Source organism: Castellaniella sp., from assembly GCF_049650445.1.
Lineage (GTDB): Bacteria > Pseudomonadota > Gammaproteobacteria > Burkholderiales > Burkholderiaceae_B > Castellaniella.
In genome coordinates, this window is the sequence record NZ_JBASAD010000026.1 from 36662 (window position 1) to 63287 (window position 26626).

The following is a 26626-nucleotide window of genomic DNA, read 5'->3' on the forward strand; positions in this document are numbered from 1 at the left end:
GTCCAGCGTGCTCATAGCCGATGCATCCGGATGTTTTCGATGAAATAGCGCCAGCCCGCCTGGCGGTAGCGCCGCGCCACGTCGGCCAGGCCGCGTGGCATCAGCACTACGGCGATGACGATGACGGCACCGAAGAACAGGCCGGCGATGCTGGTGACCTCGCTGGACAGGAACTCGGAGATCGCCGACAGGATGAGCGAACCGACCAGCGGACCCAGGACCGTGCCCGGGCCGCCGAAGACCGCCATGATGATCATCTTCACGTTCAGTGTGATGTCGAAGGCGCTTTCCGGGTCCAGAAAGGTGATCCAGTAGGCGTGGATGCCGCCGGCCAGGGCGCTGAACACCCCGGCCAGGGCGAAGGCCAGGACTTTGTAGCGCGTCGTGTCCACCCCCATCACGACCGCGCCTTCCTCGTTCTCGCGGATGGCGATCAGGCCGAAGCCGAAGCGGCTGCGGGTCAGCCACCAGACCGTCAGGGTGGCCGCGACCAGCAGGCCCAGGGACAGTTCGTAGAACAGGGCGTCGTCGTTCAGCGGCGGCAGCACCAGACCGATGTTCTGGCCGGCCAGCGGGACATTGGAGACGATGGCGGCCATGACCTGGGCCAGGGCCAGGGTGGCGATGGCGAAATAATGGCCTTTCAGGCGCAGCACCGGGATGCCCAGGCAGATGGCAAAGGCCACGGCCAGGACGACACCAAAGCCCAGACCGGCGGCGAAGGGCAGTTGCCATTGCACCATGGCGATGCCCACGCCGTAGGCGCCCAGGCCGTAGAACACGGAGTTGCCGAAGGACGGGTAGCCGGCATAGCCGCCGATGATGTTCCAGCCCTGGGCCAGCACGGCCAGCAGCAGGGTGCTGATGCCGAACTGGATGAGCGTGTCCGAGCCGTACAGCGGCAGCAGCGCGAGCGCGACCAGAACGAGCAGGATCAGGAAGAGGCGCGGGGCGTTCATGCGGTCCTCCCGAGCAGGCCGCTGGGACGCACGATCAGCACCAGCACCAGGACGCCGAAGCTGGCCACGTCGGCAAAAGTCGGGCCCACGTACAGGGTGGTCAGGGCCTCGATCAGGCCCAGCACGAGTCCGCCGGCGATCACGCCCAGGGGCGTGTCCAGCCCGCCGATGATGGCGATGGCGAAGGACTTGGCGGTCAGCGTTGCGCCGATGTAGGGATTGATCTGCGAGACGGTGCCGTACAGGCCGCCGGCCGCGCCGGCCAGGGCCAGGCCCAGGCCGAAGGTCACGGCGTACAGGTGGCGCGGCTCGACGCCATGCAGGCGTGCCGCCGAGAGGTTCTGAGCGGTCGCGCGGATCGCCCGGCCCAGCCGGGTGTGCAGCAGAAAGCGCCACATGGCCAGCGTCAGCAGGATGGCCACGCCCGAGGCCGCCAGGCGGACCAGCGGAATGGTCAGGCCCAGGACGTTGATGTTCCGGCCGGAGTAGGCCGGGTTGATGGTGCGGAAATCCGCCGAGAACACCAGTTGCGCCAGATAGGTCAGAACGACTTCCAGGCCGAAGGTGATCAGCAGCGTGTTGAACATGGGCGCCCGGGCGACCAGATTCAGGATGCCGCGCTGGACGGCGTAGCCGACGCCGAACATCAGGACTGCCGTGAGGGGCAGTCCGAGAAATGGGTCCAGGCCCAGCCAGGTGAAGCTGTACCAGGAAATATAGGCGCCCAGCATGATGAAGGCGCCGTGGGCCAGGTTGACGATGTTCAGCACGCCCCAGACCAGGGCCAGGCCGAGCGCCATGATGGCGTACAGCCCGCCCTGCAGGATGCCGTTGACGAGGACTTGCAGCAGGAGGTCCAAGGCGGGCTCCCTCGGGATATTGACGGGGGGTCAGCGCTTGGACCAGTCGGGCATCGGGTATTTCGCGTCGCGCAGGAACGCGTGGCCGTCGAATACGGCCGCCGGTTGGCCATCCTGCACCTGGATCACGATCTGGTCGAGATGGATCTGGCCGTTGTCGGCGAAGGCGATGTGCCCGTAGAGGCTGTCGAAGTCGCTGGCGGCCAGGGCGTTGCGCACGGCCTTGGGGTCGAGCGTGCCGGCTTTTTCGATGGCCTTCACGATCGTCTCGACGTCGGCCACGCCCGAGGCGGCATGGTAGTCGGGTTCGTAGTGATACCGGGCGTTCCAGGTCTTGGCGAACTGGGTGGCGTCGCCGAACCAGTCGTCCTTCAGCGTGTCACTGGGCAGCCAGGCGGACATGCCGAAGGCGTATTCAGCGTCCGTGCCCAGAGCCTTGCGGAAGTCCTCGCTGGGCACGCCCACGGTGAAGGAATAGAGCTTGGGTGAAACGTCCAGACTCTTGGCCTGGCGGATGAAGTTCAGGATTTCGGTCTCGTGTCCTGCGACCAGCACGGCATCGGTCTGTTTGGCCTTGATCTGCGACAGCAGGGTGTTGAAGTCGCTGGCGTTGCTGCTGTAGCGCTCATCGATCGTCGTTTTCAGACCCGCCTGTTCCAGCAGGGGGCGGGTGCCCTTGGCCACGGACACGTCGAAGGCATCGTCCGCGTAGAGCAGGGCGACCTGGGCGGGGACCGGCTTGAGCTGCTTGAACATGGCAATCGTGCTGCCGAAGTAGTTGCTGGCCGGCGCCAGGGTGCCGAACACGTATTTGAAACCGCGCGAGAAGATCTGGTCCGAGGCGCCGCCGCCCTGGACCATCGGGACCTGGTATTTTTCCGACACGGCGGAATCAGCCAGGGCGAAGTTGCTGGCAAAGGGGCCGAGCAGGAAGTTCACCTTGTCGTGGGACACCAGTTGCGTGTACTGGCGTACGCTCAGGTTCACGTCGGACTGGTTGTCGTAGATCTTCAGCGCCAGCGTATATTTCTTGCCGCCGACCTGAACACCGCCCTTGCGGTTGATCTGATCGACCGCCAACTGGTAGGCGTCCTGGTAGTAACGCCCGGTGTTGGCCACGGGGCCGGTCAACTGGACCGAGGCGCCCAGGACGATCTCATGGTCGGCCGCCTGGCTGACGGGGCTGCCCAGGCTCAGGGCCAGGGCCAGGGCCGCACAGGGCAGCCCGTTGCGCAACAGAGTGGACATGATGTGTCTCCGTTGATGGTTGTTTGATGGAGTGTGCGCCGTGTCCGGTAACAACGATCTGAACGGAAATTGACGAAAGGCTGAATCCTCACGGGAGGGCGGGACGCCTGAGGCCCTCTGGCGGGCGGCGCATATTTTTACATGCGATCTGATTGCGTTTGTTAATAGTAATGATTATCATTAACTATCAAAACAATGATCGCACGCCAATCTTCATGTGCCGGTCCACCTCCAGGAGTCCACACCATGGCGCAGTCCCAAGTCAGTGCATTGATCGTCGGCGCGGATCGGCTGGGTAATATCCCCGATCTATTGCGTGATCACAATATCGCCATCCGCCATCACATCAGTGGCCGCGATCCTGCGCATCAGAAGAAGACGCCCGCGCTGCCTTCCGGCACGGAACTGGTCATTCTGCTGACGGATTTCCTGGGGCACAACGTGATGAAAACCTTTCGGCTGGCGGCGCAGCGAGCCGGCATCCGCGTGCTGGTGTGCCGGCGATCGGTGTGCAGCATGCAGCAGGCACTGGACCAGTGCGGCTACTGCAAGACGTGTCCGCTGCGCGAAGAAAACGAGGTGCGGCCTACGGTGCGTGCGCCGTTCAAGGGGCGGGGCGCCCGGGGCGGGCTGGTGCTGCAGTAATGCGCCGGGGCGCAGCGCCGTTTCAGCGCTTGGCGGCCACGCGCCTGGTGTTGGAGTGCTTGGCTGGCGCAGAGGATTTGGCCGTTGTGCGTTTGGCGGTCGCGGGCTTGGCCGTCGTGGGTTTGGCGGCCGCCCGCCTGTGAGCGGCCGGCTTGCGGGCTGCCGGCTCGACGGCCGACTCGGCTGCGCGCGCGCCGGCCTCGGCGAGCGCGCTGGCATCGGCCTTGGCCTGAAGGCGTCGGGCGCCGTTATAGCGTTTGCGCCAGTAGGCGATGTCCATGCTTTCGACGCGGACGTTGGCGCCGCTGCGCGGTGCGTGCACGAATTTGCGGTCGCCCAGGTAGATGCCGACGTGCGAGAAACGGTGGCCCAGGGTGTTGAAGAACACCAGATCGCCGCGCCGCAGTTCTTCGCGGTCCACGGAGATGCCCTGTTCGGCCTGGTCACGCGCCCGGCGGGGCAGTTTCAGGCCCAGAGACCTTTCGGCCGCATAGGCGACCAGACCGCTGCAATCGAAGCCTTCGCCAGGGGCGTCGCCCCCGTAACGGTACTTGACCCCCAGGAACTTCATGGCGGTGGACACCATGGTCTTGGGCGCCTGGCTGGCGTTGTAGCTTTCTGATTCGGGGTAGTCGATGGCCAGGCTGCGCTTGTTGCCAAGCCAGGCGCCCAGCGGGTCGGATTGAGTGCTGAGCAGGTAGCTGTCGCGCAGCAGGTGATTGGAATTGAGGTCGGCGTTGGCCGTCTTGCCAGGCTGGGTGGCACAACCGGCCAGCGCCACGAGGCCCGCGCACAGCAGCAGTTTCAGGGAACGGATCGCCAGAGGGCGGGGTGGATTCGGCTGAACTGGGGCGGAATGAGGCGGTAGCATGGGCGGATGGCTGCGGATGTCGTCGCCCGCAGTCGTCTCGCGTGGCCGTAGTGCTTGAATGACACAAACACACTACGGGTCGCAGACTGACCGGATACCGGACGTCGGGTTGATCTGGAGGGTTGCCCGCCCTGCGGACAACTCTCCGAGTTTAGTGGATCGATCGGGTTGAGTAAAGTGCCCGTAACACTTTCGGAAAGCGCCCCCTTGGGGGGCAGCGAGCGGCCGTAAGGCTGCGCAGCGTGGGGGCGACCATTTGTCAGCCTCGCGTCAGGATGACCTTGTAACTTCGAGTCCGGGTGTAGCATGTCACCCATCCATTTCCTATAGAAACACCCGCGTTCCTCTGGGGGCGCAGGGTGGCACCGGAGACGAACCCATGCAGAAAGTCCGCGAGTTCCATCGCCAGTCGATCCAGGACCGGGAGGCCTTCTGGGCGCGTGAAGCCCAGCGCATCCACTGGGAAACCCCCTTTACTCAGGTGCTGGACTATTCCCGACCGCCGTTCGCGCGCTGGTTCGTCGGTGGGCGCACCAACCTGTGCTACAACGCCGTCGATCGCTGGCTCGATACCCAGGGCGACCAGCCCGCCCTGATCTGGGTGTCCACGGAAGTCGATCAGGAAATCGTCTATACCCGTGCCGACCTCGCGCGCGAGGTCAACGCCGCCGCCGCCACCCTGCAGGAACTCGGGGTCGTCCAGGGCGACCGCGTGCTGATCTATCTGCCCATGATTCCCCAGGCGGCCTTCTTCATGCTGGCCTGTGCCCGGCTCGGGGCCATCCATTCCGTGGTGTTCGGCGGCTTTGCCGCGCACAATCTGGCGCAGCGTATCGATGATGCCCAGCCGCGAGTGATCGTATCCACCGACGCGGGTTCGCGTGGCGGGCGGCCGATTGCCTACAAGCCGCTGCTGGACCAGGCGATCGCCCAGGCGTCCCACGCGCCGGAGCGCGTCGTGCTGGTGAACCGGGGCCTGGCGCCCATGGACCTGACGGCGGGCCGCGACCTGGACTACGCGCCACTGCGCGCGCGGCACCTGGATGCCCAGGTGCCGGTGGTCTGGCTGGAGTCCAACGAGCCCAGCTATATCCTGTATACCTCGGGCACGACCGGCAATCCCAAAGGCGTTCAGCGCGACGTCGGCGGCTATGCGGTGGCGCTGTGTGCGTCCATGGAATACATCTACGGCGGCAAACCGGGCGACGTCTATTTTTCCAGCAGCGACGTAGGCTGGGTGGTGGGACACTCTTATGTGATCTATGGGCCGCTGCTCAATGGCCAGGCCACCGTCATGTACGAGGGTACGCCGGTGCGACCCGACGCCGCCATCCTCTGGCGCATCGTGGAAACCTATCGCGTCAATACGCTGTTCTCCGCGCCGACGGCGATTCGTGTCCTGAAAAAACACGATCCGGCCCTGCTGAGCCGCCACGATCTGTCCAGCCTGGACCACATCTATCTGGCGGGCGAACCGCTGGACGAACTGACCGGCCGATGGCTGTCCGAGGCCCTGGGCAAACCGGTGATCGACAATTACTGGCAGACCGAAACCGGCTGGCCGATCCTCTCGGCCCAGCCCGGGGTCGAAGAAGTCGCCACGCGTTTCGGCAGCCCGTCCTTTCCGGTCTATGGCTATGACGTGCGGGTGGTCGATGAGGCCTCCGGCCAGGATAGCGGTCCGAACCAGAAGGGCGTCGTGGCCATCGAGCCGCCGCTGCCCCCGGGTGCGATGAGCACGATCTGGGGCAACGACGAACGCTTCGTCCGCACGTATTTTCAGTCCTTTCCCGGGCGCCTCTGCTATTCGACCTCCGATTGGGGACTGGTGGACGAGGACGGCTACTGGTACATCCTGGGCCGCACCGATGACGTGATCAATGTGGCCGGACACCGCCTGGGCACGCGTGAGATCGAAGAATCGGTCAATACGCACCCGGCCGTGGCGGAATCGGCCGTGGTGGGGGTGGCCGATCAGCTCAAGGGCCAGGAAGCCATGGCCTTTGCCGTGCTGCGCAACCCGGCCGCGCTGGACGAGCCCGGTGCCCGCGACCGTCTTGAGGCCGAGATCAAGCGCGTCATCGAGCAGCGTAACGGTGCGGTGGCTCGCCCGGCGCGCATCCTGTTCGTCAACAGCCTGCCCAAGACGCGCTCGGGCAAGGTGCTGCGCCGGGCCATCGTGGCGCTGTGCGAAGGTCGCGACCCGGGCGATCTGACGACGATCGAGGACCCGACCGCGCTCGAACAGATCCGCGAGGCGCTGTGAACGCAGGACGGGGCATGTCGGGCCGCACCGATTCACCGCTGCGGCCCGGGGTGGGGCGGCGCGAGGTCTGGTCCTGGGCGATGTACGACTTCGCCAATTCCGGCTACACCACCGTAGTGCTGACGACGGTGTTCAACGCCTATTTCGTCGGCGTGGTGGCCGCCGGAAAAAGCTGGGGCACCCTGGCACTGACGATGGCGCTGTCGCTGTCCTATCTGGTGGTGATGCTGTGGATGCCGGGCTTGGGGGCCCGTGCGGACGCCCGCGCCGGCCATCGCCGGTTGCTGTTCCTCAGCACGACCGGCTGCGTGCTGGCCACGGCGACGCTGGCCAGCGTGGGGCCGGGCGACATCGCCTGGGGGCTGCTGTGTCTGGCGCTGTCCAATATCTGCTATTGCATCGGCGAATCGGCGGTGGCGTCGTTTTTGCCGGGGCTGGCCCGGCCCGAGGCCATGGGGCGGGTGTCCGGCTGGGGCTGGAGTTTCGGTTATTTCGGCGGCATGCTGGCGCTGGGGCTGGCCTTGTGGGTGGCCGCCACGGCGGAGGCCGACGGTTTGCCGGCCCAGACCTATGTGCCCTGGATCATGGGGCTGACGGCTGTGCTGTTCGCGGCGGCGGCGCTGCCGGCCTTTCTGTGGCTGCGCGAACCGGGCGCCGGGACGGACCGCCAGCCGGTCGCGATGTTTGCCCAGTTGCGGGCGGCGTGGCGCGAGACCCGGCGCGACTTTCCCGACTTTCGCCGTCTGTTGCTGTGCATTGCCTGCTATCAGGCGGGGATCGCGGTGGTGATCACACTGTCGGCCGTCTACGCCACCGAGGTCATGGGCTTTGGCATGCAGCAGACCATGCTGCTCGTGTTCCTGGTGAATATCGGTGCCGCCGTCGGCGCCTTCAGCTTCGGTTATCTGCAGGACCGCATCGGCCACCGCAAGGCGCTGGCCCTGACCCTGCTGGGCTGGATCGTCATGGTGCTGCTTGCGGTCTCGGCCCGTTCACTACCGGTGTTCTGGTCGGCTGCCGCCTTGGCGGGGCTGTGCATGGGGACCAGCCAGAGCGCGGGCCGGGCCATGGTCGGGGTGTTGGCGCCGGCTGACCGCCCGGCGGAATTCTTTGCCTTGTGGACGTTCGCCGTGCAGTTGGCAGCCGTCGTCGGGCCGCTGTCCTATGGGGTGCTGGTCTGGGCCACCGAGGGCAACCATCGTGCGGCCCTGCTGGCGACCGGCCTGTTTTTCCTGGCGGGGCTGGCGCTGCTGGGGCGTCTGGATTTCGAACGCGGCATGCGCGCCCGGGACCGGGTTGCATTTGTCAGTGTCGAGTAAGCATCGTGCGGTACGGTTGCAACATTCAAACATAAAGTGAATGCATCACTAAACATCACTAAACTCAGGAGCGAGCCATGACCACGGGAATTGAATCCATCTTGGTGGAAAACCGGGTGTTTCCGCCACCGGCGGACCTCGTCAAGCAGGCCAATGTGTCGGGGATGGAGGGCTACCAGGCCCTGTGCGACGAAGCCAAGCGCGATCCCGATGCTTTCTGGGCCCGTCTGGCCAATGAAAACCTGGTCTGGTCCAAACCGTTCACCCAAGTGCTGGACGAATCGAACAAGCCGTTCTACAAGTTCTACGCCGACGGCCAGATGAACGTCTCGGCCAACTGCCTGGACAAGCACCTGGGCACGCCGGCGGAAAACCGCACCGCCATCATCTTCGAGGCCGACGACGGCAAGGTGACCAAGGTCACCTATAAAGAACTGCACGCGCGCGTGTCGCAGTTCGCCAATGCGATCAAATCCCTGGGCTATCAGGCTGGCGAGCGCGCCATCATCTACCTGCCCATGTCCATCGAGGCCGTGGTGGCCATGCAGGCCTGCGCCCGCCTGGGCATCATCCATTCCGTGGTGTTCGGCGGTTTTTCGTCCAAGAGCATTCACGAGCGCACCGTGGACGTCGGCGCTACGCTGGTGATCACGGCTGACGCACAATTCCGCGGCGGCAAGGCCATCCCTTTGAAGGATGCCGTGGACGAGGCCATCGCCATGGGCGGCTGCGAGGCCGTGCGCAAGGTCATCACCTACAAGCGTGCCGGGTCCGACGTGCAGTGGCACGCCGACCGCGACCTGTGGTGGCACGACGCCATTCAGGGGCAGTCCACGGACTGCCCGCCGGTGCCGGTCGATGCCGATCACCCGCTGTTCATCCTGTATACGTCCGGTTCCACCGGCAAGCCCAAGGGCGTGCAGCATTCCAGCGCCGGCTTCCTGCTGTGGTCGCTGATGACGATGAAGTGGACCTTCGACGCCAAGCCGGCCGACGTGTTCTGGTGCACCGCCGACGTGGGCTGGGTCACCGGCCACTCCTACGTCACCTACGGTCCGCTGGCCGCCGGCGTGACCCAGGTGGTCTTCGAAGGTGTGCCGACCTATCCGGACGCCGGTCGTTTCTGGAAGATGATCCAGGAACACAAGGTCACGACCTTCTACACGGCGCCGACGGCCATCCGTTCCTTGACCAAGGCGGCCGAGGCCGATGCCAAGGTCCACCCGAAATCCTTTGATCTCAGCAGCCTGCGCATCATCGGCTCGGTGGGCGAGCCCATCAACCCCGAAGCCTGGGTCTGGTACTACAACAACGTCGGTGGTCAACGCTGCCCGGTGATCGACACCTGGTGGCAGACGGAAACCGGCGCGCACATGATCACGCCGCTGCCGGGCGTCACCCCGCTCAAGCCGGGTTCCTGCACGCTGCCGCTGCCCGGCATCGACGCGGCCATCGTCGACGAGACCGGTGAAGAGGTCGAGCGCGGCAAGGGCGGCTTCCTGGTGATCCGCCGTCCGTGGCCCTCGATGATCCGGACGGTCTGGGGCGACCCGGAACGCTTCAAGAAGACCTACTTCCCCGAAGAACTCAAGGGCTACTACCTGGCGGGCGATGGCGCGCAGCGCGACAAGGACGGCTATTTCTGGATCATGGGCCGCATCGATGACGTGCTGAACGTCTCGGGCCACCGTCTGGGCACCATGGAAGTCGAATCGGCTCTGGTGGCGCACGAAATGGTGGCCGAGGCCGCCGTGGTCGGCCGTCCGGACGATACGACCGGCGAGGCCGTGGTGGCCTTCGTGGTGCTCAACGGCCCCATGCCGGAAGGCGACCAGGCCGCCGTCGTGGCCAAGCAACTGCGCGACTGGGTGGCCAAGGAAATCGGCCCCATCGCCAAGCCGCGCGAGATCCGCTTCGGCGAAAACCTGCCCAAGACGCGCTCCGGCAAGATCATGCGCCGTCTGCTGCGTGTGGTCGCCAAGGGTGAACCCATCACCCAGGACGTCTCCACCCTGGAAAACCCCGGCATCCTGGATCAACTGGCCCAGGTGCGGTAACGAGTGTTGAACGATGCCCTGTGATCCAGGGCACCGGACACAGCCAAAGGGGCGGGATACATTCCCGCCCCTTTTTATTGAGTGTTTGCGGGCTGATCAGCCGGCGTGATCGACGGAGCAGGCCAGATCACGCTGGGCCTTGACTGCGTCCAGGCGTTCCCCCGGCGCGTCGACAATGTGTTCGTAGGCCGAGCCGCCCAGGTCAGGCGTGTGATCCGTTCGCGGCTCAGTGCGCCGCCAGCCCCGGCAGCAGCGCCCGGATGCCGGCGAAGATCATTTCCACGGCGATGGCCGCCAGGATCATGCCCATGATGCGAGCCATGATGACGCGCATCTTGGTCGAGAGCATCTTGCCGATGGAAGCGGCGAAAAACAGCACGGCGAACAGCGCCGCCAGGACGATCAGCAACACGGCGCTGAAGGCCAGGTACTGCTTCGACTGATGGGCCTGGGCGCCGTAGATGATCAGCGTGGCGATGGTGCCCGGGCCGACGATCATGGGAAAGGTCAGCGGGTAGAACGAGGGGTTGTCCTCGACCTCGGAGCGGGCGGCCAGGCCGCCGACGTTCTTTTCCTGGGTGGCGCGTTCGTGCGAGGTGATCGGCTGACCATTGAGCATGGAGAAGGCGATGCCGCCCAGCACCAGGCCGCCGGCCACGCGGAACGAATCCAGGCTGACGCCGAAGAAGCGGATGATCTGGCTGCCGGCCAGCGAGATGATGACGCACATCGCGAAGGTGTAGAGCAGGATCGCCGTCGCCTGACTGCGCTGCTCGGCCACGGTCTTGTTGGCCGTGACCGCCAGGAACAGGGGCAGGGTGATGAAGGGGTTCATGATGGCGAACAAGGCGCCCAGGAACTTGGTGGCAAAAGCGATATCCATCGTCGATGGGCTCCCGCCCGGCAGACCCACATGATCGGAATCGGGCACCGTTGCGTGCGGTGCCCGGGAAGCGCATTTTACATGCCGTTGTAGACCGGTCCTTCGCCGCCCTGGGGCGTCACCCAGACGATGTTCTGCGTCGGATCCTTGATGTCGCAGGTCTTGCAGTGGACACAGTTCTGGGCGTTGATCTGCAGGCGGTCTTCGCCGGTTTCGGTCTTGACGAATTCATAGACCCCGGCCGGGCAGAAGCGCGCTTCCGGTCCGCCGAACTTGGCCAGATTGATGGCGACCGGGACGGATTCGTCCTTCAGCGTCAGGTGGACGGGCTCGTTCTCGTCGTGGTTGGTGTTGGAGATGAACACCGAACTGAGGCGGTCGAAGGTCAGCTTGCCGTCGGGCTTGGGGTAGTCGATGCGCGCGCATTCGGCCGCCGGCTGCAGACAGGCGTGATCGGGCTTGGTGCGGTGGATGGTCCAGGGCATCTTGCCCTTGAACAGCCATTGCTCGATGCCGGTCATCAGCGTGCCGACGGTGCGGCCCTTCTTGAACCATTGCTTGAAGTTGCGCGACTTGTTCAGTTCCGCATGCAGCCAGGAACGCTCGAAGGCGGCCGGGTAGGCGGTCAGTTCGTCGTGGCTGCGGCCGGCGGCCAGGGCGTCGAAGGCGGCTTCGGCGGCCAGGGCGCCGGTCTTGATGGCCGAATGGCTGCCCTTGATGCGCGAGGCGTTGAGCACGCCGGCTTCGCAGCCCACCAGCGCCCCGCCGGGGAAGCAGAGCTTGGGCAGGGACAGCAGCCCGCCCGCCGTCAGCGAGCGCGCGCCGTAGGCGATGCGCTTGCCGCCTTCGAGGGTAGTGCGGATCGCCGGGTGCGTCTTGTAGCGCTGGAATTCTTCGAAGGGCGAGAGCCACGGGTTGGCGTAGTCCAGGCCCACGACCAGGCCCACGGCCACCAGATTGTCGTTCAGGTGATACAGGAAGGAGCCGCCGTAGGTGTCCGAGTCCAGCGGCCAGCCGGCCGTGTGCATGACCGTGCCAGGGCGCGACTGGGCGGGATCGACTTCCCAGAGTTCCTTGATGCCGATGGCGTAGCTTTGCGGATCGCGGCCGGCGTCCAGGCGGTATTTTTCGATCAGCTGGCGGCCCAGGTGGCCGCGCGAGCCTTCGGCAAAGATCGTGTAGCGCGCCAGCAGTTCCATGCCGGGCTGGTAGGCGTCGGTGTGGCTGCCGTCGCGCGCCACGCCCATGTCGCCGGTCAGCACGCCGCGCACGGCGCCGGACTCGGTATAGAGGATCTGCGCGGCGGCAAAGCCGGGGAACACGTCCACACCCAGGGCCTCGGCCTGTTCGCCCAGCCAGCGGGTCACGTGACCCAGGCGCACGATGTAATTGCCGTGGTTCTTGAAACAGTCCGGCAGCAGCCAGGCCGGGGTGGCGCGCGCACCCGATTCGGTCAGGAACAGGAAACGGTCGTCGGTGACCGCCACGTCCAGCGGGGCGCCGCGTTCCTTCCAGTCGGGGATCAGTTCGCTCAGGGCCTGGGGGTCCATCACGGCGCCCGACAGGATGTGGGCGCCAAGTTCGGCGGCCTTTTCCAGTACACAGACGCTGACGTCCTGGCCGCGTTCGGCGGCCAGTTGTTTCAGGCGGATCGCCGCCGAAAGCCCGGCGGGCCCGCCTCCGACGACGACGACGTCGTATTCCATCGATTCACGTTCAGTCATGGGTGCAGTTCCCGTTGCTTGATGAGCGTTGGACGAGGCCGGACCCCGCCATGATGCGGGCCATTGTATTGCAGATCGTTATACTGCACCTGAGTCGCCGGCCCTTGTCAGCCGGGCGCAAGGAGCCCATGCGTGTCTTCGGAATCCCTTGATATTCAAACACCTTCGGGGACGTTTGAAACCCAGATCGACGTCCGCTGGGGCGAGATGGACGCGCTGCGCCACGTCAACAACACTGTCTACTTCCGTTATTTCGAAGATGCCCGGGTCCGTTTGTTTTTTGCGATGGGGCTGGACGGGGCTGCGAACCGCTATGGCGTGCTGGCCCATGCCTCGTGTGATTTTCTCAAACCGCTGATGTATCCTGCCCGTGTCACCGTCGGCATGAAGTGCGTGCGCGTCGGCCGGACCAGCCTGGAGCTGGACTGCTGGATTGCGGACGCCGGGGACCCGGAGACGCTGCATGCGCGCGGCCGCAACGTGCTGGTGTGCGCTGATGGCGCCACGGGCCGGCCTGTGCCTTGGACCGACGACGACCGGCGGGCGATGGATCGCTGCTTCGCCGCCTGACGCATCACCGATTTCTGTTCATTTAACGAAGGGACGTTGTATGGATAAAGTCTACGAAAGTGCCGAGACCGCCTTGCGCGGTGTCGTGGCCGACAATCAGATGATCGCCGTCGGCGGTTTCGGGCTGTGCGGTATCCCGGAAGCCCTGATTGCGGCGCTGCGGGACTCCGGCGTGCGCAACCTGACCTGCATCAGCAACAATGCCGGGGTCGACGGTTTTGGCCTGGGGCAGTTGCTGTCCACGCGCCAGATCACCAAGATGATCGCGTCCTACGTGGGTGAGAACAAGGAATTCGAACGCCAGTTCCTGGCGGGCGAACTGGAACTGGAATTCACGCCGCAGGGCACGCTGGCCGAAAAACTGCGCGCGGGCGGTGCCGGCATCCCAGCCTTCTACACCGCCACCGGTGTGGGCACTGTGGTGGCCGAAGGCAAGGACACCCGTGAATTCGATGGCCGTACCTACATCATGGAACGTTCCCTGGTGCCGGACGTGTCCCTGGTCAAGGCCTGGAAGGCCGACCGGAGCGGCAACCTGCAGTTTCGCCGCACGGCACGTAATTTCAACCCCAACGTCGCCATGGCGGGCCGCATCACCATCGTCGAAGTCGAGGAAATCGTGCCCACCGGCACTTTCGACCCCGACGAGGTCCACCTGCCGGGCATCTACGTGCACCGCATCGTCTTGAACGCGCATCCCGAAAAGCGCATTGAACAACGCACGACCCGTCAATAAGGAGGCAGATCATGGCTTGGGATCGCGAACAGATGGCGGCGCGTGCCGCGCAGGAACTGCAGGACGGCTTCTACGTCAACCTGGGCATCGGCCTGCCCACGATGGTGGCCAACTACGTGCCGCAGGGCATGGAAGTCTGGCTGCAATCGGAAAACGGCTTGCTGGGCATCGGCCCCTTCCCCAAGGACAGCGAGGTCGACGCTGATCTGATCAACGCCGGCAAGCAGACCGTGACGACGCTGCCGGGCTCCTCGATTTTTGCCTCGGCGGATTCGTTCGCCATGATCCGGGGCGGCAAGATCAATCTGGCCATCCTGGGGGCCATGCAGGTGTCCGAAAAGGGCGATCTGGCCAACTGGATGATTCCCGGCAAGATGATCAAGGGCATGGGCGGCGCCATGGATCTGGTGGCCGGGGTGGGCAAGGTCGTGGTGCTGATGGAGCACGTCGCCCGAGCCAAGGACGGCACTGAATCGCAAAAACTGCTGCCTGCCTGCACGCTGCCGTTGACCGGGGTAGGGGTGGTGAACCTCATCATCACCGACCTGGGGGTGATGGAAGTCACCGACGACGGTCTGCGTCTGACTGAACTGGCCCCGGGGGTGACGGTGGACGATATCCGCGCCAAGACCTCTGCCAAGCTGGACGTGTCCGCCGTCGCCTGAGGGACTCTGCCGTGACTCTGCAACATCCTCCGGCGACGTCCGCCGAACGCGTCGCCGCCCTGCGTGGGCGGCTGGCGCAGTCCGGCCTGGCCGCCTGCCTGGTGCCGACGGCCGATCCGCACTTGTCGGAATACCTGCCGGATCATTGGGCCGCGCGCACCTGGCTGTCGGGTTTCGACGGTTCGGCGGGCAGCCTCCTGGTCACGGCGGATTTCGCCGGCCTGTGGACCGATAGCCGTTATTGGGTGCAGGCCGAGGCCCAGTTGCGGGGCTCGGGCATTGTCCTGATGCGGGCCGGCGCGCCCGAGGTGCCCGACATGCTGGACTGGGTGCTGGCGCATCTGGCGCATGGCGACCGGATTGCGGTCGATGGCCGGGTGCTGGATCTGGCGGCGGCACGCCGCTGGCGGTCTGGCCTGGACGGCGCCGGTATGGCGTTGGTGCTGGATCAGGACCCGGTCGGTGCCGTCTGGTCCGACCGGCCGGCCTTGCCCGAGGCCCGGGTTTTTGAGCACCTGCCGCCGCACGCCTGCCGGACGCGGGCCGACAACCTGGCCGCCGTGCGGGCCGCGATGCGCGAGCACGGCGCGGCCTGGCATCTGCTGTCCTCGCTGGACGACATCGCCTGGCTGCTGAACCTGCGCGGCGCCGACGTGGACTACAACCCGGTTTTCCTGGCGCATGCGCTGCTGGACGCCGAGGGCGTGCGCCTGTTTGTTGCGCCCGGCAAGATCGATGCCGCGCTGGCCGCCCGCCTGGCGGCCGATGGCGTGGTGCTGCGCGATTACGCCGCGCTGGCCGCCGACCTGGCGGCTTTGCCTGCCGGTGCCGCCTTGCTGGTGGATCCGGCGCGCGTCACGGCGGGCACCTTGTCCCACGTGCCCGGCGCGCGACGCATCGAGGCCCTGAATCCGTCCCAATTGCTGAAGTCCGTCAAGAACGCGGCCGAGGCCGGCAACATCCGCGCCGCGATGGCGCAGGATGGCGCCGCCCTGTGCGCTTTCTTCGCCTGGTTCGAGGCTGCCCAGGCTGCGGGCGAACGGATCACCGAGATCGACGTCGATACCCATCTGTCCGCGGCGCGCGCCCGACGCCCGGACTTCGTCAGCCTCAGTTTCGCCACCATCGCCGGCTTCAACGCCAACGGCGCCATGCCGCACTACCGCGCCACCGACGCGTCCCATGCGACGATCCAGGGCGACGGCCTGTTGCTGATCGATTCCGGCGGGCAGTATCTGGGCGGCACCACCGACATCACCCGGGTCGTGCCCATCGGCACGCCCTCTGCCGAACAGTGCGCCGATTACACGACGGTGTTGCAGGCCCACATCGCCCTGGCGCGCGCGCGCTTCCCGGAAGACACGCCGTCTTCCGTGCTGGACATGCTGGCGCGCCAGCCCTTGTGGCGCCGGGGTCTGGACTACGGTCACGGCACCGGCCATGGCGTGGGCTATTTCCTGAATGTTCACGAAGGTCCGCAGTCGATCTCCGTGCGCGGCCATGCGCGGCCCCATCAGGGCATGAAGGCCGGCATGCTGACCTCCAACGAGCCCGGGCTGTACCGTGACGGACACTGGGGCATCCGGATCGAGAATCTGGTCCTGGCCGTGCCGGTTGAACGCACGGAGTTCGGCACGTTCCTGGCGTTCGAGACCGTCACCCTGTGCCCCATCGACACACGCTGCATCGTGCAGGAACGACTGTCCGCCGACGAGATCGCGTGGCTGAACACCTACCATGCCCAGGTGCGGGACCGCCTGCTGCCCCTGGTGGACGGCGCCGCGCGCGACTGGCTGCTGGAGCGGACTGAGCCGCTGTAGTCGAATTTCTCCGCCTACGCCAGCCAGCGCCTGAACCAGGCGATGCTGCGGCTCCAGGCCAGTTCGGCGGCGTCCTTGTCGTAGCGTGGAGTCGAATCGTTGTGGAAGCCGTGGTTCACGCCCGGGTAGACGTAGGCTTCGTAGGTCTTGCCGCCGGCTTTCAGGGCGGTCTCGTAGGCCGGCCAGCCGGCGTTGACCCGGGTGTCCAGTCCCGCGTAGTGCAGCAGCAGAGGTGCCCGGATGCGGGGCACGTCCTCGGGGCGCGGCTGCATGCCGTAGAACGGCACGGCCGCCGCCAGTTCGGGGTAGGCGACGGCGGTCGCGTTGGCCACGCCGCCGCCGTAGCAGAAGCCGATGATTCCGATCTTGCCCGTCGATCCGGCCACGGTCGGCAGCCATTCGATGGCGGTGAAGAAATCGTTCATCAGTTTTTCCGGGTCGACCTGCTGCTGCAGTTCCCGGCCCCGCTCGTCGTTGCCGGGGTAGCCGCCCCTGGAACTGAGCCCGTCGGGCGCCAGCGCCATGAAGCCGGCCTTCGCCAGGCGTCGTGCGACGTCCTCGATGTAGGGATTCAGGCCCCGGTTTTCATGGACCACCACGACGCCGGGCACCTTGCCCGCCGCCTTGGCCGGTCGTACCAGATAGGCGCGCACCGCGCCGTTGCCCCGGGGCGAGGGATAGGTCACGTATTCGGCGAGGATGTCCGGGTCGGTGAAGGACACCTGCTCGGCCAGGGCGTAATCGGGGGATAGCGCGGCCAGGATCGAGGCCGCGCCCAGGGTGCCGACGGCGTAGCGGGATGCCCGGTTCAGGAATTCGCGCCGGTCGATCAGCCCATGCGCGTAAAAGTCGTAGAGTTCCAGCAGTTCGGGCGCGAAGTCCCTGGCGGTCAATCTGGACATGCTGTCCTCCCGGATCGCCCCTGAGCGGGCGCAGAACCCATGGTAGGCGGGACGGGCGGCGTGGTAAAGCAACAAACGAGGCAAGCTGTGGGCGGCCCGGGACGGCCCGAAGACCCGGACCGAGCGGTTATAATCCAAATTTCCCGCTGCGCCCGTACACCGGGCACCTATGAAATGACCAAATACGTATTCGTCACAGGGGGCGTGGTTTCCTCCCTGGGCAAGGGCATTGCCGCGGCCTCCCTGGCTGCGATCCTGGAATCCCGCGGGCTGCGGGTCACGATGCTCAAGCTGGATCCCTACATCAACGTAGACCCGGGCACCATGAGCCCCTTCCAGCACGGCGAGGTCTTCGTCACCGAGGACGGCGCGGAAACCGACCTGGATCTGGGCCACTACGAGCGCTTCGTGTCCGCCCGGATGCACAAGGTCAACAATTTCACCACCGGCCAGATCTACGAATCGGTCCTGCGCAAGGAACGCCGGGGCGACTACCTGGGCAAGACCGTCCAGGTCATCCCGCACATCACCAACGAAATCCAGGACTTCGTCGCCCGGGGCGCCAAGGCGGCCTTCGACGGCCAGGCCGATGTGGCCATCGTGGAAATCGGCGGCACGGTGGGCGACATCGAATCGCTGCCCTTCCTGGAAGCCGCGCGCCAGATGAGTCTGCGCCTGGGCCGCAACCAGTGCGCCTTCGTGCACCTGACGCTGGTGCCCTTCATCGCTTCGGCGGGCGAACTGAAAACCAAGCCGACCCAGCACTCGGTGCAGAAGTTGCGCGAAATCGGCATCTACCCGAACGCGCTGCTGTGCCGCGCCGACCGGCCGATCCCCGACGACGAACGCGCCAAGATTTCGCTGTTCTCCAACGTGCCCCTGGATGCCGTGATCTCGGTCTGGGACGCGGATTCGATCTACAAGATCCCCGCCATGCTGCACCAGCAGGGCCTGGACAGCCTGGTCTGCGATGCGCTCGCCCTGACCCCGCCGCCGGCCGACCTGACGGTCTGGGACCGCCTGGTGCACGATCTGGAAAACCCGCGCGACGCCATCACCATCGGCATGGTGGGCAAATACGTCGATCTGACAGAATCCTACAAGTCCCTGTCCGAGGCCCTGGTCCACGCGGGCATCCACACGCATGCGCGGGTCCACATAGAATACCTGGATTCCGAGGAAATCGAGAGCCAGGGCACGGCCTGCCTGGCCGGTCTGGACGCCATCCTGGTGCCGGGCGGTTTCGGCAAGCGCGGCACCGAGGGCAAGATCAAGGCGATCCGCTACGCTCGCGAGAACGGCATCCCCTACCTGGGCATCTGCCTGGGCATGCAACTGGCGGTGGTGGAATTCGCCCGCCACGTCGCCGGTCTGGGCGGGGCCAACAGCACGGAATTCGATCCTTCGGCGGCACACCCGGTGGTGGCGCTGATCACCGAATGGCAGGACCGCGAGGGCAAGGTCGAAAAACGCGACTCGGGCTCCGATCTGGGCGGCACCATGCGCAAGGGCGCCCAGCGCTGCCCCGTCAAGCCGGGCACGCGCGCCTTTGAGATCTACGGCGCAGAGGTCAACGAACGTCACCGCCACCGCTACGAGGTCAACAACGTCTACGTCCACCGCCTGGAAGAAGCCGGTCTGGTGATCAGCGCCCGCACGCCCACGGAAAACCTGCCGGAAATCATGGAGATTCCCGCGCATCCGTGGTTCATGGGGGTGCAGTTCCACCCGGAATTCACGTCCACGCCGCGCGACGGGCATCCGCTGTTCACCAGCTACGTTCAGGCCGCGCTGGCTTATCAGCGGCGCCAGTCGGAACTGCCCCAGACGAAACAGGCCTGAGTCCGGCCCATTCAAGGAGTCCCCATGCAACTGTGTCATTTCCAGGCCGGTATCGAACACCCCCTGTTCCTGATCGCCGGCCCCTGCGTCATCGAATCGCGCGAACTGGCTTTCGAGACGGCGGGGGTGCTGCAGGAAATGACCCGGGCGCTGGGGATTCCCTTCATCTATAAAAGCTCCTTCGACAAGGCCAACCGCAGTTCCGGCACTTCGTTCCGGGGGCCGGGCATGGACGAGGGCCTGAAGATTCTGGACGACGTGCGTCGCCAACTGGGCGTGCCGGTCCTGACCGACGTGCACGAGACCGGTCAGGCCCGCGAGGTCGCCGCCGTGGTCGACGTGCTGCAGACGCCGGCCTTTCTGTGCCGTCAGACGGATTTCATCCAGGCCTGCGCGGCCACGTTGAAACCGGTCAACATCAAGAAGGGCCAGTTTCTGGCGCCGGAAGACATGGTCCAGGTCGTGACCAAGGCGCGTGCGGCGGCCCTGGAGGCCGGCGGCGACGGCAGCAACATCCTGGTCTGCGAACGCGGCGCATCCTTTGGCTATCACAACCTGGTGTCGGACATGCGTTCGCTGGCGATCATGCGCGGCACGGGCTGCCCGGTGGTGTTCGACGCCACCCATTCGGTGCAGTTGCCGGGCGGGCAGGGCACGCATTCCGGCGGCCAGCGCGAATTCGTGCCGGTGCTGGCGCGCGCGGCCGTGGCGGCCGGCGTGGCGGGGGTGTTCATGGAAACCCACCCGAACCCTGCCCAGGCCCTGTCCGACGGCCCCAACGCGGTGCCGCTGGACCGCATGCGCGGTCTGCTGGAATGCCTGGCCGAACTGGACCGCTGCGTCAAGCAGTCCGGCATGTTGAACGATGGCGGCCTCTGAGCCCCTCGAATAGTCACTATAAATGTCGCCATGTGCGGCCGGCTGGAATCCCGGGGTAGACTGGCCTTGTCGGCATCCCGGTAAAATGGCGGGATTCCCTCTTTCATCTACTCCCTACACAGGCAGGACTGTCAGACCATGAGTGCAATCGTAGACATCATCGGACGCGAAATCCTCGACTCGCGCGGCAACCCCACCGTGGAATGCGACGTGTTGCTCGAATCGGGCGCGATGGGGCGGGCGGCGGTGCCGTCGGGCGCGTCCACCGGTTCGCGCGAGGCCATCGAACTGCGCGACGGCGACAAGTCCCGCTACCTGGGCAAGGGCGTGCTGCGCGCCGTCGAGCACGTCAACACCGAAATCTCCGAAGCCCTGATGGGTCTGGACGCACAGGAACAGACCTTCATCGACCGCACCCTGATCGACCTGGATGGCACCGAAGATAAAAGCCGTCTGGGCGCCAACGCGATCCTGGCGGCCAGCATGGCCGTGGCCCGTGCTGCCGCCGACGACGCCGGGCTGTCGCTGTACCGCTATTTCGGCGGCAGCGGCCCGATGCAGATGCCGGTGCCGATGATGAACGTCATCAACGGCGGCGCGCACGCCAACAACACCCTGGACCTGCAGGAATTCATGATCCTGCCGGTGGGCGCCTCCAGCTTCCGCGAGGCCCTGCGCATGGGGGCCGAAGTCTTCCACGCCCTGAAGAAGATCATCGGCGCCAACGGCATGTCCACGGCGGTCGGCGACGAGGGCGGCTTCGCCCCCAACGTGGCCAACCACGAGGCCGCGATCGAACTGATCCTGAAGGCCATCGGCGAAGCCGGCTACGAGGCCGGTTCCCAAGTGGTGCTGGGCCTGGATTGCGCCAGCTCCGAGTTCTACCGCGACGGCAAGTACCATCTGGCCGGCGAAGGCGGCATTGCCCTCAGTTCCCAGGATTTCGCCAACCTGCTGGCTTCCTGGTGCGACAAGTACCCCATCGTCTCCATCGAGGACGGCATGGCCGAGGACGATTGGGAAGGCTGGAAGCTGCTGACCGAACAACTGGGCCGCAAGGTCCAACTGGTGGGCGACGACCTGTTCGTCACCAACACCAAGATCCTGAAGAAGGGCATCGACCAGGGCATCGCCAATTCGATCCTCATCAAGATCAACCAGATCGGCACCCTGACGGAAACCTTTGCGGCCATCGAAATGGCCAAGCGCGCAGGCTACACGGCGGTGATCTCGCACCGTTCCGGCGAGACCGAGGACTCCACCATTGCCGACATCGCGGTGGCCACCAATGCCATGCAGATCAAGACCGGCTCCCTGTCGCGTTCCGACCGCATGGCGAAGTACAACCAGTTGCTGCGCATCGAGGAAGAACTGGCCGAAGTCGCCTCCTACCCCGGCACGTCGGCGTTCTACAACCTGCGCTAAGGTTCTATGCGTCTGCTGAGCCTCGCCCTGCTGGCCCTGACCCTGGCGACACAGTATCCGCTGTGGTGGGGCAAGGGCGGCTGGCTCAGCTTGCGCGGCCTGCAGGCGCAGGTGCAGACGGAAACCGAGGACAACGAAGCCCTGACCGCGCGCAACAACGCCTTGCAGGCCGAAGTCCAGGATCTCAAGACCGGGATCTCGGCGGTCGAGGAACGTGCCCGGGGCGAATTGAACATGATCCGCGAGGGCGAATACTTCGTCCAGATCCTGCCCCGGCAGTAAGGTCCCGCTGCGGGTTGTGTATGGTCTTCCCGGCTGCAATGGCCGGGATCGTGTCTCAGGACCCCGGCTCGCAGGCTGCGGGATTCTGTCCGGCATCTGCGCCATCCGCGCCATCCCTTTCTGCTTGATCCATGTCCGCGGCGGTGTCGTCCGGGTCTTCTCCTGTGTCCGGACGATCAGGCGTCGTCGTCGGGTCGCCCACGGTGCCTGCGTCCGGCATGGGGTCGGGCCTGGGCGTGTCCGTCAGGGGCGTACCCCCCGTGCCCAGCACACCGTCCGGTCCCGCATGTTCCGCGATCCAGTCCGGCGTCAGGGGCACGCGGTGTGTCACACGACCGTCTGCCAGATCCGGCCAGACAGCCGGATGCGATTGCATGGCGACGGCGACCCGACGGCGAAACGGCAGATAGCCCGCCGCCATCAGGCGGGACTGGGTAGGTTCGCCGGCCAAGGGCGCCAGCGTACGCACGATGGCCCCGAGGCCCGGTATCAGGGGGCGGTGCGGCCACCAGAGTTCCAGGACCAGGGTATTGGCTTCGTGGATGTTGAGGCCGGACCGTGGCCCCCGACCTTCCGGCCAGCCCTGGGCCAGCCGGCGCGTGTGCTGTCGAGCCTGATAGTCGTTGCGGATCAGGGGCTGACCGGGATAGGCACGTGGCCCTCGCAGATCGGGGTCGGTGTGATCGAGGAATGCTTCGGGGCCTGGCCGTGCGATGCGGATGCGCCAGGGTGCGCCCAGGGCCGCCTGGCGTTCTCGCAATGCCCGGGCGGCGGCACGGGGGTCAGGATAAGCCATGCGCAGCCCGTGCTCGAAGGCCTGGGCGATGGTCTGCGGTCGAGCCTGATGCGTGGCACCTGCGCGGGCGGCTTCCATCAGGGCCAGGCTGAGCGTCTGACGCAGGCCCGACCAGTGTGCGGCTTCCACGCCGCCCAGTCCCAGCGTCAGGACCGGCATGGCCGCCAGCAGAAAACCGGCCATGCCTGCGCCGCGCTGGCTGCGCCGGGCGACGACACGGCGGGCAAGGCCATCACCACGCCACAGGAGCGGCGCGCGGAGGGTCAGGCTGGAAGATGTTCCAGGGAGGGCATGGCAGAGGTTTGGCATGCGGACCAGTATGCGGGTCCGCATGCCGGCCGGCATAGTGGGGTGATTCCGCTGTGACCGGGATGTCGCGCCTCACCCGGCGCGAGTGAGGCGTTCAGTGCAGCGTGTCGGAGCCGGGGACCTGCAGGATGTCGGGACCGTCGGCGAACAGGGCGGCACAGTCCACCGCGTCGAAGTCATACGGCTGGCCGCAGAAGTTGCAGGCGATATGGACGGTGTCCTGTTCAGCCAGGATGTCTTCGACCTCCTGGCGGCCCAGCGTGCGCAGCATGTCGGCGACCCGTTCGCGGCTGCAGGGGCAGTGCCAGCGCACCGCTTGTTCGGGAAAGGCCACCAGATCGTCTTCCCAGAACAGGCGGTGGATCAGGGTGTCGGAGTCGGCCGTGCGCAGTTCCTCGCGATCCAGCGTTTCGGCCAGGGTCGTGCAGTGCGTCCAGGTCGTGTCGATGTCATCAGACGGGTCTGTCGTGCCAGCCGGCGTCGATGCGCCGGGCATGCGTTGCAACAGCAGCCCGGCGCAGGCCTGGGCGTTGGCGGCAAGCCAGAGCCGCGTGTCCAGTTGCTCCGAGTGCTTCATGTAGTGTTCCAGGACGGCGGCGACCGTATCGCCTTCCAGGGGTACGATGCCCTGGTAGGGCGTGGCGCCGGCCTGGCGGCCCGAAGGGTCCAGCATCACCATGAAGCGACCCTGGCCGTCGGCGTTGAGCAGATCCTGCAAGCCGGCATCGGCGGGTGGTTCGGCGCCTTCGCGCAGATGGGCCGTGGCCCGCAGATCCAGTGCCGAGGTGCATTCGACCATGATGAGGCGCACCGGGCCGTTGCCTTGGAGTTGCAGGACGACCGAACCATCGAATTTGATATTGCCCGCCAGCAGCACGCTGGCGGCGGCCAGTTCGCCGAGCAGGCTGACCAGGACGGGGGGCAGGTTCTGGTGGGCCAGCCCGGTTTGCCAGGCCTGGGTCAGGCGCAGGGTCTGGATGCGGGTACCGTGGTCGGCAGTCAGGTATTTCTTCAGCGTGTCGCTCATGCGGAGGGTCCGGGGTGGCGCGGCCGGGCGCGCCAATTCAGGCGGTGGGGGCGGGGCGCAGGTCGTGCAGTTCGGTGCCCAGCAGCCGATCGTGCAGGAACTGGCCCTGGGGATCGATCCAGGTCCAGAGGAAAATGGTGAACGGGGCGCCGACGATCAGCAGGTCGAACGAGGACCAGCCAGTGGCGCGCGACAGCCCGGCGATCGCCAGGGCGGCCAGCAGCGGCAATGGCCACAGCAGCAGGTAGCGCAGCAGCATGCGCGTGCCCCGCAGGGGGCTGCCGCCGCGATCCGTGAGGCGGATGTTCCAGGTTTTCATCGGCAGGGTCTGGCCGCCGCGTCGCCAGCAGGCCAGAAAATAGATGCCGATGGCCAGGAACAGAAACACCTGGCGGCCGTGGCGCAGCATCAGGCCGCTGCGGCTCTGGGTCAGGGTGTCGAACAGATAGCCCGCCAGAAACACCACGCCAAAGAGCAGCACGCCTTCGTACATCATGCAGGCAAAGCGGCGCAGGCGCGGCGGGGCGGTAGGGAGGGCCGGTGCGGAAACGGACATGGTGCGGCGGATGGGCTTGAAAACCATCCATTATCGCTGAAAAAAAGCCCCCCACGCTGCGCAGGCTGACGCCTGCTTGCTGCCTCCAGGGGCGCGTTTTGCCTTGGGGCGGCCCGGCGGCAAAACAAAGGCCGCCCGATGGGGCGGCCCGGAGATCCAGCCTGGGGGATCAGTGGGCGGTGCGAACCGTCTGGCTCACACGGCCTTCGGGGGCCTTGAAGAAGCTGGCGACCTTCTGGAACAGGTGCTTGATGGCACGGTCCAGGGCATATTCCTGCTGAGAGTCGATGGCTTCTTGCAGCAGTTGGCGCTCCAGGGCGTCGGTCAGGCGGATGTCGGTTTTTTGCAGGGTTTTCATAGCAAGTCTCTTCACTTGAAAAGAGCGTTTCGCTCGGGTTAACCCTATTATAGGGAAAACCCTAGGCTCCATGCAAGTCCCTGAAGTGCTGAATCGGGTCCGATCGGGAGCCGGACCCTGGATGTGTGGCAGAAACCCTACGCCCGATCCCGATAGCCGGCCGCCACCAGTTCGAACTGGAACAGGCGGCAGTCCAGGGCGCCGTTGTGCAGCGGGTGGCGCCGTCGGGCCTTCAGCCGCATCCGGCTGGGCAGGTCGAGGTCGCTGGTGATGACGTTGAGCTGCCAGCCGCCGTAGTGGCGCTTCAGCCAACTGGCCCATTCAGGCCACAGGTCCGCGTCTTCGTCCGCCAGTCGTTCGCCGTAGGGCGGGTTGGTGACGATCCAGCCGGCTTCGGCCGGCGGCGGCATCTGGCGCGCGTCGCAGACCTCGAAGCGGATCGTGTCCGGGCTGAGGTGGGCGCGCTCGGCGTTGGCGCGCGCGGATTCGATGGCGCCTGGATTGATGTCGCAGCCGACCAGGGGTTGTTCCAGACGCGGGGCGATCCGCGCGCGCGCGTCCTCCTTCAGATCGCGCCACAGGCGGGCGTCGTGGGCACGCAGCCGCTCGAAGCCGAAGGGACGCCAGATGCCCGGCGGCACGCCCAGGGCGATCCAGGCCGCTTCGATCAGCAGCGTGCCGCTGCCGCAGAAGGGATCCAGCAGAGGGGTGTCGGGCGGCCAGTCGGACAGGGCCAGCAGGCCGGCGGCCAGGTTTTCGCGCAAGGGCGCCTCGCCCTTGTCCAGCCGCCAGCCGCGCTTGAACAGGGATTCGCCGGAGACGTCCAGATAGAGCGTGGCGCGCCGCTCGTCCAGGAACAGGTGGACGCGGGCGTCCGGGCGGACGGTGTCGATGCTGGGCCGGGCGCCTTCGCGGTCGCGCAAGCGGTCGCAGATGCCGTCCTTGGCGCGCAGATTGCAGTACTGCAGGCTGTGCATGGGGCTGCGGATGGCCGAGGTGTCCACGCGCAGGGAATGTTCCGGACCGAACCAGCGCTCCCATTCGGTGTCGCGTGCCAGGGCCAGGATGTCGTCCTCGGTGTGGACGTCGGCCTGGGCGACCTGGACCAGAACCCGGGTCGCCAGGCGGGAATACAGATTGGCGCGCAGCACGCCGGACCAGTCGGCCTGGAAGTGGCAGCCGGCGCGTCCGGCGCGCACGGCCTCGTAACCCAGGGCCTGCAGTTCCAGCGTCAGGGCTTCTTCCAGCCCGTGCGGGCAGGGCGCGAAGACCGCGAAGGTTTCAGACCGGCGCGGCTGGCGCGGGGTGCGGGGCAGGCGCTGGATGCGCGGGGTTTCGGTGTCGTCCTCGGCGCGTTGCGGGAAGGCCGGCGCATCTGGCGGTGAGCGGCGTGCCGGCCGGGCATCCTGGCGGTCGGTGCGCGGTTTGTCGGTGCGACCCCAGGGCCGGTCTGCCCGGTCCCGGCTGGGTGCACCGGACCTGGCGCGCGCCGGGCGGTCGCCGCGATCCGTCCTGTCGTCGCGATCGGTTCGGGGCGCACGATCAGTCCGAGGGGCGCGATCAGTCCTGTCGCCGCGATCCGTCCGGGGGGCGCGATCAGGCGCACCGGCTCGGGCCGGCCGCCGGG

The 26626-nt window shown here is 66.2% G+C and carries 24 protein-coding genes; 12 read left to right on the plus strand and 12 right to left on the minus strand.

What is annotated here, in order from left to right:
- Window positions 1-11: 11 nt before the first annotated feature.
- From WA983_RS09150 to WA983_RS09160, 3 genes are read right to left on the minus strand one after another with little or no spacing between them, the layout of a single operon-like run.
- Window positions 12-959 carry a branched-chain amino acid ABC transporter permease gene (locus tag WA983_RS09150; RefSeq protein WP_424311935.1) on the minus strand — a complete coding sequence of 316 codons (948 nt, stop codon included), beginning with the start codon at window positions 957-959 and terminating at the stop codon, window positions 12-14.
- Window positions 956-1819: a branched-chain amino acid ABC transporter permease gene (locus tag WA983_RS09155; RefSeq protein WP_424246886.1), complete on the minus strand. Its 864-nt coding sequence runs from the start codon at window positions 1817-1819 to the stop codon at window positions 956-958. The genes WA983_RS09150 and WA983_RS09155 overlap by 4 nt, the downstream gene beginning before the upstream one ends.
- A 30-nt stretch (window positions 1820-1849) precedes the next feature.
- Window positions 1850-3067 carry an amino acid ABC transporter substrate-binding protein gene (locus tag WA983_RS09160; RefSeq protein ID WP_424246884.1) on the minus strand — a complete coding sequence of 406 codons (1218 nt, stop codon included), beginning with the start codon at window positions 3065-3067 and terminating at the stop codon, window positions 1850-1852.
- 246 nt (window positions 3068-3313) lie between these two features.
- Here WA983_RS09160 and WA983_RS09165 point away from each other — a divergent pair, with 246 nt between their 5' ends.
- Complete coding sequence (locus tag WA983_RS09165) at window positions 3314-3712, plus strand: DUF2325 domain-containing protein (protein ID WP_424246882.1); 399 nt, start codon at window positions 3314-3316, stop codon at window positions 3710-3712.
- 22 nt (window positions 3713-3734) lie between these two features.
- Here the strand turns inward: WA983_RS09165 and WA983_RS09170 are convergent, their stop codons facing one another.
- A complete protein-coding gene (locus WA983_RS09170) occupies window positions 3735-4583 on the minus strand; it encodes an NlpC/P60 family protein (RefSeq protein ID WP_424311936.1) in 849 nt (282 codons plus the stop codon).
- Between the two features lie 379 nt (window positions 4584-4962).
- Here WA983_RS09170 and WA983_RS09175 point away from each other — a divergent pair, with 379 nt between their 5' ends.
- From WA983_RS09175 to acs, 3 genes are all read left to right on the plus strand, one after another.
- A complete protein-coding gene (locus WA983_RS09175) occupies window positions 4963-6849 on the plus strand; it encodes a propionate--CoA ligase (RefSeq protein WP_424311937.1) in 1887 nt (628 codons plus the stop codon).
- 14 nt (window positions 6850-6863) lie between these two features.
- Window positions 6864-8168, plus strand: a complete 1305-nt coding sequence (locus WA983_RS09180; protein ID WP_424251326.1) for an MFS transporter — start codon at window positions 6864-6866, stop codon at window positions 8166-8168.
- Window positions 8169-8245: 77 nt separating this feature from the next.
- Window positions 8246-10225, plus strand: coding sequence for an acetate--CoA ligase (gene acs, locus WA983_RS09185; protein WP_424251328.1), 1980 nt, complete (start codon window positions 8246-8248; stop codon window positions 10223-10225).
- 226 nt (window positions 10226-10451) lie between these two features.
- On the opposite strand, the gene WA983_RS09190 is transcribed toward acs, so the two are convergent.
- Window positions 10452-11108, minus strand: coding sequence for a MarC family protein (locus WA983_RS09190; RefSeq protein ID WP_424251330.1), 657 nt, complete (start codon window positions 11106-11108; stop codon window positions 10452-10454).
- Between the two features lie 77 nt (window positions 11109-11185).
- Window positions 11186-12832, minus strand: coding sequence for an electron transfer flavoprotein-ubiquinone oxidoreductase (locus WA983_RS09195; RefSeq protein WP_424251332.1), 1647 nt, complete (start codon window positions 12830-12832; stop codon window positions 11186-11188).
- Between the two features lie 132 nt (window positions 12833-12964).
- Between WA983_RS09195 and WA983_RS09200 the strand changes: the two genes are divergently transcribed.
- From WA983_RS09200 to WA983_RS09215, 4 genes are read left to right on the plus strand one after another with little or no spacing between them, the layout of a single operon-like run.
- A complete protein-coding gene (locus WA983_RS09200) occupies window positions 12965-13402 on the plus strand; it encodes an acyl-CoA thioesterase (RefSeq protein WP_424251334.1) in 438 nt (145 codons plus the stop codon).
- A 40-nt stretch (window positions 13403-13442) separates the two neighbouring features.
- Window positions 13443-14138: a CoA transferase subunit A gene (locus WA983_RS09205; RefSeq protein ID WP_424251336.1), complete on the plus strand. Its 696-nt coding sequence runs from the start codon at window positions 13443-13445 to the stop codon at window positions 14136-14138.
- Between the two features lie 11 nt (window positions 14139-14149).
- Window positions 14150-14803 (plus strand): CoA transferase subunit B, encoded by a 654-nt coding sequence (locus WA983_RS09210; RefSeq protein ID WP_424251338.1) that lies wholly within the window; start codon window positions 14150-14152, stop codon window positions 14801-14803.
- 11 nt (window positions 14804-14814) lie between these two features.
- A complete protein-coding gene (locus tag WA983_RS09215; protein WP_424311938.1) occupies window positions 14815-16623 on the plus strand; it encodes an aminopeptidase P family protein in 1809 nt (602 codons plus the stop codon).
- A gap of 14 nt (window positions 16624-16637) precedes the next feature.
- On the opposite strand, the gene yghX is transcribed toward WA983_RS09215, so the two are convergent.
- Window positions 16638-17525, minus strand: coding sequence for a YghX family hydrolase (yghX, locus tag WA983_RS09220; protein WP_424247520.1), 888 nt, complete (start codon window positions 17523-17525; stop codon window positions 16638-16640).
- 174 nt (window positions 17526-17699) lie between these two features.
- On the opposite strand from yghX, the gene WA983_RS09225 reads away from it, so the two are divergent.
- From WA983_RS09225 to ftsB, 4 genes are all read left to right on the plus strand, one after another.
- A complete protein-coding gene (locus WA983_RS09225; RefSeq protein WP_424247518.1) occupies window positions 17700-19367 on the plus strand; it encodes a CTP synthase in 1668 nt (555 codons plus the stop codon).
- A gap of 24 nt (window positions 19368-19391) precedes the next feature.
- Window positions 19392-20246 (plus strand): 3-deoxy-8-phosphooctulonate synthase, encoded by an 855-nt coding sequence (kdsA, locus tag WA983_RS09230; protein WP_424311939.1) that lies wholly within the window; start codon window positions 19392-19394, stop codon window positions 20244-20246.
- A gap of 138 nt (window positions 20247-20384) precedes the next feature.
- Window positions 20385-21671 carry a phosphopyruvate hydratase gene (eno, locus tag WA983_RS09235; RefSeq protein ID WP_424247514.1) on the plus strand — a complete coding sequence of 429 codons (1287 nt, stop codon included), beginning with the start codon at window positions 20385-20387 and terminating at the stop codon, window positions 21669-21671.
- A 6-nt stretch (window positions 21672-21677) separates the two neighbouring features.
- Complete coding sequence (ftsB, locus tag WA983_RS09240; RefSeq protein ID WP_424247512.1) at window positions 21678-21953, plus strand: cell division protein FtsB; 276 nt, start codon at window positions 21678-21680, stop codon at window positions 21951-21953.
- A 55-nt stretch (window positions 21954-22008) separates the two neighbouring features.
- Here the strand turns inward: ftsB and WA983_RS09245 are convergent, their stop codons facing one another.
- The 5 genes from WA983_RS09245 to WA983_RS09265 all read right to left on the minus strand — a co-directional run.
- Complete coding sequence (locus tag WA983_RS09245; protein ID WP_424247510.1) at window positions 22009-22932, minus strand: TadE/TadG family type IV pilus assembly protein; 924 nt, start codon at window positions 22930-22932, stop codon at window positions 22009-22011.
- Between the two features lie 220 nt (window positions 22933-23152).
- Window positions 23153-24085 (minus strand): Hsp33 family molecular chaperone HslO, encoded by a 933-nt coding sequence (locus tag WA983_RS09250; RefSeq protein ID WP_424247234.1) that lies wholly within the window; start codon window positions 24083-24085, stop codon window positions 23153-23155.
- Window positions 24086-24122: 37 nt separating this feature from the next.
- A complete protein-coding gene (locus WA983_RS09255; RefSeq protein ID WP_424311940.1) occupies window positions 24123-24668 on the minus strand; it encodes an RDD family protein in 546 nt (181 codons plus the stop codon).
- Between the two features lie 142 nt (window positions 24669-24810).
- Window positions 24811-24999 carry a hypothetical protein gene (locus WA983_RS09260; RefSeq protein ID WP_424247230.1) on the minus strand — a complete coding sequence of 63 codons (189 nt, stop codon included), beginning with the start codon at window positions 24997-24999 and terminating at the stop codon, window positions 24811-24813.
- A 137-nt stretch (window positions 25000-25136) separates the two neighbouring features.
- A partial coding sequence (locus WA983_RS09265; RefSeq protein ID WP_424311941.1) for a THUMP domain-containing protein occupies window positions 25137-26626 on the minus strand: 1490 nt, incomplete at its 5' end.